Raw genomic sequence first — 9282 nt, 5'->3', positions numbered from 1 at the left:
ACTGACATTCATCGACACACTGTTGAGTTCTCAAAGAACACGCACACACCATCACTTCAACCAGGTTGAAAGCTCCGGGGCAAGGGTTACAATCTTAGCTTGTTCGCTCCAGGGAAGCAAGTTCCCGCTGAGCGTGAATGTCTCCGACTTCGTCCAACCGCGTTTCCCCGGCCTGTCGGTCGGGGTTGGTGTCCGTGTCGCTCTGACTTGGACAAAGTTACGCGAATGAAAACTGAGCGTCAAACGTGCAGGTCGCAGATGTTCGACAGGTTAAATCCGCTGGTAGCCCGCCCGGAGGCGGGCCACCATCGGCCACAGGAGCCCCGCAAGACAACTGTGACCCCACACACGTCAGTTTGGAAGGATTCTCACGCCGGCGAAGTTGCGCTTTCCGCGCCGGACGACCAACCAGCTGCCGTGAAGCAGATCGGATGCGGTGGGCTCCCAGTCGTCGGCCGACACCTTCTGGTTGTTCACCGAAGCACCGCCCTCTTTCACGGCGCGTCGAGCGGCCCCCTTGCTCTCGCACAAGCCGCTCGTCACGAGCAGATCGATGATCGTGCGCGGCTCCCCCGGTGCCAATTCGCTGACCGATGCTTCTTTCAGCGCCGCGGCTAGCGTCGACTCGTCGAGTTCCGCCAGCTCCGCCTTGCCGAACAACGCCTGACTGGCGAGCTCGACAGCACGGGTGTTGTGTTCCCCGTGAACCAAGGTCGTCATCTCCGCGGCAAGTCGCTTCTGCGCTTCTCGCGCATGCGGCCGCTCCGCTGTTGCAGTCTCCAGCTCCGCGAGTTCGTCCGCAGTCAGGAAGGTGAACCAGCGCAGGTACTTGATCACGTCGGCGTCGCCAGTGTTCACGAAGTACTGGTACCAGGCGTACGGGCTGGTCATCTCGGGGTCGAGCCACAAACTTCCGCCACCGGTCGACTTTCCGAACTTTTTGCCATCGGCCGAGGTCACCAGCGGAACCGTCATTGCATGAACGCTCTCACCGTCGACACGACGGTTGAGTTCGACGCCGGCAATGATGTTGCCCCACTGATCGGACCCGCCGACCTGCAGAGTGCAGCCGAGGTCGCGTCGCAAGTGCAGGTAGTCGTTGGCCTGGAGCAGCATGTAGCTGAACTCGGTGTACGACATCCCGTCCGACTCGAGACGACGCTTCACGGTGTCACGCGCAAGCATGACGTTCACGGAGAAGTGTTTGCCGACATCACGCAGGAAGTCGATGGCCGACATCTTGCCGGTCCAGTTCATGTTGTTCTCGATGACCGCGCTCGTCGGCGAATCGTCGAAATCCACGAATCGTTCGAGCTGACCACGGATGCGACCTGCCCAGTCCGCGACGGTATCGGCGGAGTTCATCGTCCGTTCCCCGACGTCACGGGGGTCTCCGATCAAGCCCGTTGCACCGCCGGCAAGAACGATCGGGCGGTTGCCGGCGCGCTGATACCGCTTGAGCGCGAGGAGCGGAACCAGGTGACCTGCGTGCAGGCTCGGTCCGGTCGGGTCGAAGCCCGCATACAACGTGACCGGTCCGGCCTCGAGATCTTTACGCAAAGCGTCGAGATCGGTTGATTGGGCGATCAGCCCGCGCCAGGTCAGTTCGTCGAGAATATTCTCAGTCACGGACTCGATCATCCCATCTTCACGAAATGACCGGCGCTCGCGGGCTTCGGCGATACGCGGACACCGCTCGCGAGTCCGGGATCCACAGGCGCCACGGAACCTCCGCCGCGGTACTGACCCCCACCCGCGGTCCACTGACCCATTCCTTCGACTCGCCCAATTCGAGCCGAATCCGCGAGGCAGGGTTGAACACGTCTGTTCCGTTGTCCGCCAACGTGATTGCGACAGAAGCACCGAGATTACCCGGCCCTCTGGCCCATTGGTGAGATGGTCGATCCGGCGATCTCCGAGCAGACACCACATCGTGACCGGCCTCGATTTCGGCCGCTCGGAGCAGAACACCACCCGCAACACCATCCGGGCCGTACGAGATGTTCATACAAAAGTGCATTCCATAGCTGCGGTAGACGTAGAGACGCCCCGCCCGCCCGAACATCACGCTGTTCCGCGGCGTTCTCCCCCGATACGAATGTGCTGCCGGATCCGGCCATGGCCCGTCCTTCTCCCCTCCGTACGCCTCGACCTCGACGATCCTCAGCGAGATGTCGTCGACGGTCAGGGTCGAGCCGAGAATTGTCAGGCCCGCTTCCAACGGGTTCTCCACATTTTCCAAGGTCTCGATGCTCACCCTTCGATTGTGCCCACGCCGTTGACTCATCGGTCGGCCGAGTCGCATAATTCAACAAGTGATGAATTATTGAAACGAGGCGAACCGTGACCACAACGCCGGCAATAGATATCCGCGGACTACGAGTCATTCGCGGCAAGCACGAAGTTCTTCACTCGCTTGACCTGCAGGTATCAGCAGGATCGATCACCGGACTGCTCGGCCCGTCCGGCTGCGGCAAGACAACCCTGATGCGCGCGATTGTCGGAACACAGATCGTCGAAAGTGGTGAGGTCAGAGTGCTGGGCGACCTCGCCGGTTCCGTTGCTCTTCGCCGCCGGGTCGGATATGTCACCCAATCCCCCAGCGTGTACGGCGACCTGACGGTCACTCGAAACGTCCAGTACTTCGGCGCTCTCTACGGCAAGTCCGGCGCCGACGTCGCAGCAGCGGTCGACGCCGTCGGATTGAGCCGATACGCCGACCAGACCGCCGGCGATCTGTCTGGTGGTCAACGCGGGCGAGTCTCGCTGGCTTGCGCGTTGGTGGCGTCACCTGATGTGTTGATCCTCGACGAACCCACCGTCGGCCTCGATCCGGTGCTTCGTGTCGAACTGTGGGAACGATTTGCCGACCTTGCCCGCAGCGGAACTACCCTGTTGGTCTCCAGCCACGTCATGGATGAGGCCGACCACTGCGCTGAACTGATCCTGATGCGAGACGGGCATCTCCTCGCTCAACTCACACCCGATGAATTGCGCGCCAAAACCAGATGTGAACGGCTAGAGGACGCCTTTCTCGAGCTGATTCGGACTTCACCCGTCGGAGGCGAAATATCATGAGCATCAGGATCTTCGGTGCTACGACCGTCCGCATTCTGCTTCAGCTCCGCCAGGACCATCGCACGGTGGCCATGATCTTGTTGGTCCCGTCGTTGTTGATGATCTTGCTGTATTTCCTCTACCAAGACGTACCCACGCCACCCGGCCAGGTTTCGCTCTTCCAACGAGTGGCGATCACGATGTTGGGAATCTTGCCGTTTGTGGTGATGTTCCTGGTCACGTCCATCGCCATGCAGCGCGAACGCAGTTCAGGAACCCTCGAACGCCTGCTCACCACTCCAATGGGCAAACTCGACCTTCTCGCCGGATACGGGGCGGCATTTTCGCTCTCCGCCGCCGCCCAGGCAGCCCTCGCGTGCGCGGTTGCTTTCGGATTCCTGGGACTCACCATCGCCGGCAGTCTTGCCTGGGTCATCGTCATTGCAGTTCTCGGCGCAATACTGGGCGTTGCGCTAGGCCTGTTGGCCAGAGCATTCGCGAAGACCGAGTTCCAAGCGGTGCAATTCATGCCGGTAGTTGTGGTTCCACAGCTCTTCCTCTGCGGACTCCTGGTGCCGCGCGACCAATTGCCGACCTGGCTCGAATGGATCAGCAACGTCCTCCCCTTGAGCTACGCCGTCGACGCACTTCAGCAAGTGTCAATGCATGCCGACGCGACGGGTCAGATGTGGCGTGATCTCGCCGTCATGGCGGGCTTCGCCGCCGCCGCGCTATCGCTGGCCGCGGCCACACTCGATCGCCGCACTCCATGACCGACAAGGACACGAGTCCGGTACCGATTCGTTCGGGGCGACGACCGGGCAAGTCGGAGACTCGCGCGCAGATCCTCGATTCGGCGCGACGGGCGTTCTCCCAGAACGGTTTTCGACGAACAACTGTTCGATCGATAGCTGCGGCCGCTGACGTCGATCCGGCCATGATTCATCATCATTTCGGAAGCAAGGAGCAGTTGTTCACCGCTGCGATCGCGCTACCGATCGATCCAGTCCAGGTATTGGGACCGGTTCACTCCTCTCCGACCGAAAATCTCGGCGAAAATCTACTCAGAGCAGTAATCGGGCTGTGGGAATCAGAACACCAGCCGGCGATTCTGGCGGCTTTTCGATCAGCCATTTCCGGCGACGGATCGCAGTTGATCCAGAGCTTTCTGCTCGATGTCGTATTGCGCGACATCATTCCGCGGGTGGACACACCACCTGGTACCGGCTTGATCAGAGCGGAATTGGTGGCCTCTCAGATGGCCGGACTGCTTGTCACGCGATATGTGCTCGGACTCGAACCGCTCGCATCATTGAGCGTTGACGCTTTGGTACCGCTGGTGGCTCCGAACCTCCAGCGGTACCTGACCGGTGAATTACCGATCTAGCCTTCAGCCCGCGCGAGCAACTTCTCGTGCTCGTCGTCCGCTACATCGCGTGCCTCGTCGATCAACAGAACGGGAATGCCGTTCTCGATCGGGTAGGCACGACGCAGGCGCGGGTTGTAGAGCAACTCGTCCCCGACCAGCAACAGCGGGCCTTTGTCCTGGGGGCAGGCCAAAATGCTGAGCAACGTCGAATCAATAGCCACGTGAGTCCTCTCGAACCGATCAAACAGAATGTCCTCAGGCTACCGTGCTCCGGTGCTCACCCTCGTCGGCATCAACTGCGCGGCGATTGCCTTGGTCAGCCGCTTGTACGACTGCGACTCGGAATCGAGGAACCAGGTCCGTGGCCCCGGCGCCGGCAATCCGGCCGCAGCCAACGCAGTGGAGCTCGGACGGTACGACGAACCCACCGGGATCTCGTCAACCACGTGCACGATATCCGGACGAGCGTCGAAAGCGATGCGCGAGAGGGCCTCTGCAAGCTCGGCAGAACGGAACTGCCGTCCCGGACGCCATGTCACGGCAGCGACCGCCAGCTGATGCGGCGCGTCACCGACTCCGTATGCGACGGCAAGATCCACCCGCGCCACACTCGACAACGCGTCGACGATCGGCTGGGTGAACACGGGACCGCGGAGCGTGGAAATGACCGTGTTCTTGTGGTCGATCAGCCAGTAGTCGCCGTCGGCGTCCCGGCGGAAGAGATTTTCGGTGGGAATCCACGAATCGCCGGCTTGGAAGAGACCTCGCATGGCTCCGCCCGAGAGATCGGCGGTGAATCCCGCGCGCCCGAGCAGCAATCCGACCTCGTCTTCGGCGCACTCACGGACAAATCCGTTTCCGTTCTCGAGGAGCCGACCACTCAGCGGGTCGTATGCCGCCAACCGCACCTGCGCGCTACCCGGCAGCGGGCGCCCCTTGGAACCAACTTTGGAGCCTGCAACATTGGCAAGAATCACGTCGCCTTCGGTCGACGCATAGAACTCGAGTACCTGCGCGGGGTCGAACGCCTCCGTTGTCCGCTTCCAGAGACCATGGGGCATGCCCGAACCGATGAACAGGCGGACCGGATGACTACCGTCGATGAGAAGAAGATCCTCGTCGAGTATCTCGCGCATCATCGACCACGTGTAACTCACGACCGTCACGCCGTAGCGGTGGATTTCCTCGACGAACCTCGCGGGGTTCAGTCCACGTGAGAGCGCAATGCGTGAGCCACCGGCCATGGCACCACCGATGGTCGCAAGCAGACTCGACGAATGATGGAGTGGCGCAAGGCAGTACACGGTGTCACCGCGATCGAGATCTGCCGCCGTAGCCGTGCCGAAGGCCGACAATGCCCACCGGTAGTTGGTGATCTGCTTGGCCTCGAGCACACCGCCGGATTCCGCAAAGATGATGAAGGCGAGTTCGCGGGCGACACCGGGATCCGGTCGGTACCACCCGGGCAGATTGACCTTCGTCGGATCGATTTGTTCGAGATCGATCACGTCGTGTGACGTATCCACCTCGAGGCCACGGGCATCGCCGCCGCCGAGCACCAGTACCGGCCGACCGGTAACCACTGCAGCATCGACGTTTTCCGGATCGGTGATGATCCGATCGACCGACCCCAGCTTGACCGCCGCCGTGATGTCGGAGCCTGGCGGAAGCATGACCGCGACGGCACCAAGTCGCGACAGGGCCGCGATGGCCGCGAGTGCGCTGGGACGGGTCTCCATCAGGACACCGACATGCGCTGCCGGACGCACTCCCACGGAGATCAATCCACGCACGACATTGTCGATACGCGCGTTGACCGCTTCATACGTGTGCACGCGATTGTCGAAGAGGAAGCACTCGCCGTTCGGCGCCTTTCGACGCTGCTCCGCCAGCAACTGGCTCAGCGAGATCTTGGTGTGCGGCTGAATCTGGTTGAGTCGAGCCAGACGTGGCAACGCTCGTGCCGCTTCTCCCGACAATTCGAAAGTGCCGCGCAACGCACCGGCGGCAAGGTCACTGATTCCCTTGGTGACTCCTGCACCTACTTCAGCGACCGAGGCGACGGTGTGGATGATCCGATTGCTGATCGACACACCGGTCTGGTCTTCGAGGTCGGCGCCGTAGACCATGTTCGCGATACGGTCCGGGAGGGGTCCACCCGTCTCGGTCCACTGTACGAATTCACCGGTGGTCGGCCAGGTGTGATTGGCCGCGGTGGAACCGACAACCAAACCGAAATGGCCTGCACGCAAGGTAGATTCGTAGACCTTCGCCCGCGGAGCGGCTTGACTGATGCCTCGAACCGCTTGCGGCTGGCCGATGTCGTCGACCTCACCGACGAATGCCAGGATGGGGCAGGTGATCTCGGCGAGCGAGACCAATTGATCCTTGATGACGAACCCACCTGTCATCATTCGGTTGTGCACGATGAACTGCTTGAGCAGTTCGGCTACCGCGGGCCCCGACCACGCGACCCAACCCTCGGTCGCGAGGAAGCGGCGTTGCTGCTCCCGCGGAAGCAACGCCTCACGGTCGTGCAGTTGAAGCAGAAAGTCGACGCGCATCTTCAGCGTCTTCACGGGATCGAGCAACTGGAACCCGGTACGGGCCATCCACCCGGTGACCGCCAGGCGATTGAAGACGTGATCGGCGAGGAAATCTGCACCCTTGGTTGCCAATCCCGCCGGGATGCCGAAGGGTAGCGCGGCGAGTGTGTCGACCGGACTGCCGAAGGTGATGACGCTGGCGATGTTTCGACTACGCCGATACGCGGCAGCCTGATAGGCGAACATGCCACCCTGCGAATAACCGGAGATGTGAACATCTTTTCCGGTGTGACGGTGGATGTGATCGACGATGTCGCTGAGAGCGATGATGTGATCGGCGAGGTTACGATCCCAACCGCCCTCTTCGGAGTCGGGCGAACCGAAATCGACGACCCAGGGATCAAGGCCCATCTCGTGCAGAATTCCCACAGCGCCCTGGTCACGGGTCACGTCGTACACGTTCGCCGACATCATCATCGGCGGGATCAGCAAGATCGGTGCGCCGACGGTTTCCGGGTCACTGTCCGGGAAGTAGCGCCGTAGCCGATACATCGCTGCGCGTTCGACGATCTCGAACGGCGACGTGGTCGCATCCGTTTCCAGCCCACCCAACCGGACGACCTCGAGGCCGTTTTGTGCTGTCGCAACCACCCGACGAATCGGGCCCAGCACAGACTTGGAATTCAATCCCACCATTTCACTCCCAAGTTACTCACCATGTGACGTCAGTCTCATTTTTCCCGCGCGCGACAAGCCTACTGACGGCGAATACGCGTACGCGGTCAGGGAGCAAATTCTGCTACCTGACCGCGTACGACCGAAGGACTACTGCCGAAAAGAGAGCGACAACACTCGTGACCGCGAGGTCACAGGGTCCATTCCCGCAGTGACTGCGCCACTGCTTTGACTCCGTCCAGCTGCTCGGCAACCCGCACCCCCGCAGTGCCGCCTCGCGCGTTGCGCGAAGCAATGGAACCCTCGACTGTCAGCACCTCACGAACAGCGGGTGTCAGCGCGCTGTCGACGCCGGCCAGTTCCTCGTCCGTGAGATCTTCGAGTCCGACGCCTCGCGCTTCGGCGACACGCACACACGCTCCAGCAGCCTCGTGTGCAACCCGGAACGGCACGCCCTGGCGCACCATCCACTCCGCGATGTCGGTGGCCAACGTGAACCCTGCCGGAGCAAGTTCCGCCATGCGCTCGGTGTGGAACTCGAGCGTCTGCACCAGACCGGTGATGGCCGGGAGCAGCATCTCGAGCTGCGCAACCGAGTCGAAAACCGGTTCCTTGTCCTCTTGCAGATCGCGGTTGTACGCCAGCGGCTGAGCCTTGAGCGTCGCCAGCAGGCCGGTGAGGTTACCGATCAAACGACCAGACTTACCGCGCGTGAGTTCCGAGACATCCGGATTCTTCTTCTGCGGCATGATCGACGAACCTGTCGACCACGCGTCGGCAAGCGTGATGTAGCCGAATTCCGGTGTGCTCCAGATAATGATCTCTTCCGCCATGCGTGAGAGATCGACACCGATCATCGCAAGCACGAACGCTGCCTCGGCCGCAAAATCACGCGAAGCGGTTGCGTCGATCGAGTTCTCGGCCGAGCTGTCGAACTTCAATTCCGCTGCAATGGCTTCGGGGTCGAGACCGAGCGAGGAACCGGCGAGTGCACCGGAACCGTACGGGGACACCGCAGCTCGCACGTCGAAGTCGCGAAGGCGCTGCACGTCCCGCAACAGTGGATGTGCGTGAGCGAGCAGGTGATGCGCCAACAGGACCGGCTGAGCCGCCTGCAGGTGCGTCTTGCCCGGCATCACGGCATCCGGATGCGCCCCGGCCTGAGTCGCCAATGCGTCGACCACGTCGAGAACTCCGGTGGAGATGCGGCGGACTGCATCGCGAAGCCACATGCGGAACAGCGTGGCCACCTGGTCGTTTCGCGAACGTCCAGCACGCAGGCGCCCACCGACCTCAGGCCCGACACGCTCGATCAGACCGCGCTCGAGTGCGCCGTGTACGTCCTCGTCCGACTCGCTGGGCCCGAAGGCGCCACTGGCAACATCTGCCGCCAGGCGGTCGAGACCGTCGAGCATTGTCACGAGGTCGGCTTCGCTGAGCAGGCCTGCCTTGTTCAGCACACGCGCATGCGCCTGCGACGCCCGCACGTCGTACGGAGCGAGGACCCAGTCGAAGTGAGTCGACTTGCTCAGCGCCGCCATGGCAGCGGCCGGTCCGGACTCGAACCGCCCGCCCCACAGCGCACCTTCGTTGGTGCCGTGTTTTTGAGCGTCTCCGTCACCGTGAGCCGTCATG

Annotated in this window: 8 protein-coding genes; 3 read left to right on the top strand and 5 right to left on the bottom strand. The window is 62.0% G+C overall.

Features of this window, described 5'->3' with window-relative positions; all coding sequences use genetic code 11:
• Window positions 1-351: 351 nt before the first annotated feature.
• Entirely contained in the window at window positions 352-1629 is a 1278-nt protein-coding gene (tyrS, locus tag QM609_RS26690) for a tyrosine--tRNA ligase (protein ID WP_050656538.1), read from the bottom strand.
• Between the two features lie 19 nt (window positions 1630-1648).
• A complete protein-coding gene (locus QM609_RS26685; RefSeq protein ID WP_003944023.1) occupies window positions 1649-2257 on the bottom strand; it encodes a DNA-3-methyladenine glycosylase in 609 nt (202 codons plus the stop codon).
• 86 nt (window positions 2258-2343) lie between these two features.
• Between QM609_RS26685 and QM609_RS26680 the strand changes: the two genes are divergently transcribed.
• Genes QM609_RS26680 through QM609_RS26670 form a run of 3 tightly spaced genes read left to right on the top strand, consistent with a single transcriptional unit; the run spans window position 2344 to window position 4444 of the window.
• On the top strand, window positions 2344-3078 hold the full coding sequence (locus tag QM609_RS26680; RefSeq protein WP_050656529.1) for an ABC transporter ATP-binding protein: 735 nt from the start codon (window positions 2344-2346) through the stop codon (window positions 3076-3078).
• Window positions 3075-3830, top strand: a complete 756-nt coding sequence (locus QM609_RS26675; protein WP_283337615.1) for an ABC transporter permease — start codon at window positions 3075-3077, stop codon at window positions 3828-3830. The genes QM609_RS26680 and QM609_RS26675 overlap by 4 nt, the downstream gene beginning before the upstream one ends.
• The gene (locus tag QM609_RS26670) at window positions 3827-4444 is read left to right on the top strand and encodes a TetR/AcrR family transcriptional regulator (RefSeq protein WP_003944108.1); all 618 of its coding nucleotides are present in this window, start codon (window positions 3827-3829) and stop codon (window positions 4442-4444) included. The genes QM609_RS26675 and QM609_RS26670 overlap by 4 nt, the downstream gene beginning before the upstream one ends.
• Here QM609_RS26670 and QM609_RS26665 read toward each other — a convergent pair.
• The 3 genes from QM609_RS26665 to argH form a co-directional block, all read right to left on the bottom strand.
• Window positions 4441-4647 carry a Trm112 family protein gene (locus QM609_RS26665; protein ID WP_003944045.1) on the bottom strand — a complete coding sequence of 69 codons (207 nt, stop codon included), beginning with the start codon at window positions 4645-4647 and terminating at the stop codon, window positions 4441-4443. The genes QM609_RS26670 and QM609_RS26665 overlap by 4 nt on opposite strands.
• 39 nt (window positions 4648-4686) lie before the next feature.
• Window positions 4687-7668, bottom strand: coding sequence for an acyl-CoA synthetase (locus QM609_RS26660; protein WP_050656528.1), 2982 nt, complete (start codon window positions 7666-7668; stop codon window positions 4687-4689).
• A 170-nt stretch (window positions 7669-7838) separates the two neighbouring features.
• Window positions 7839-9281 carry an argininosuccinate lyase gene (argH, locus tag QM609_RS26655; protein WP_003944092.1) on the bottom strand — a complete coding sequence of 481 codons (1443 nt, stop codon included), beginning with the start codon at window positions 9279-9281 and terminating at the stop codon, window positions 7839-7841.
• Window position 9282: the final 1 nt, after the last annotated feature.

It is taken from the genome of Rhodococcus sp. IEGM 1302 (genome assembly GCF_030056935.1).
GTDB lineage: Bacteria > Actinomycetota > Actinomycetes > Mycobacteriales > Mycobacteriaceae > Rhodococcus_F > Rhodococcus_F qingshengii.
This window is presented reverse-complemented; position numbering and strand designations above follow the sequence as displayed.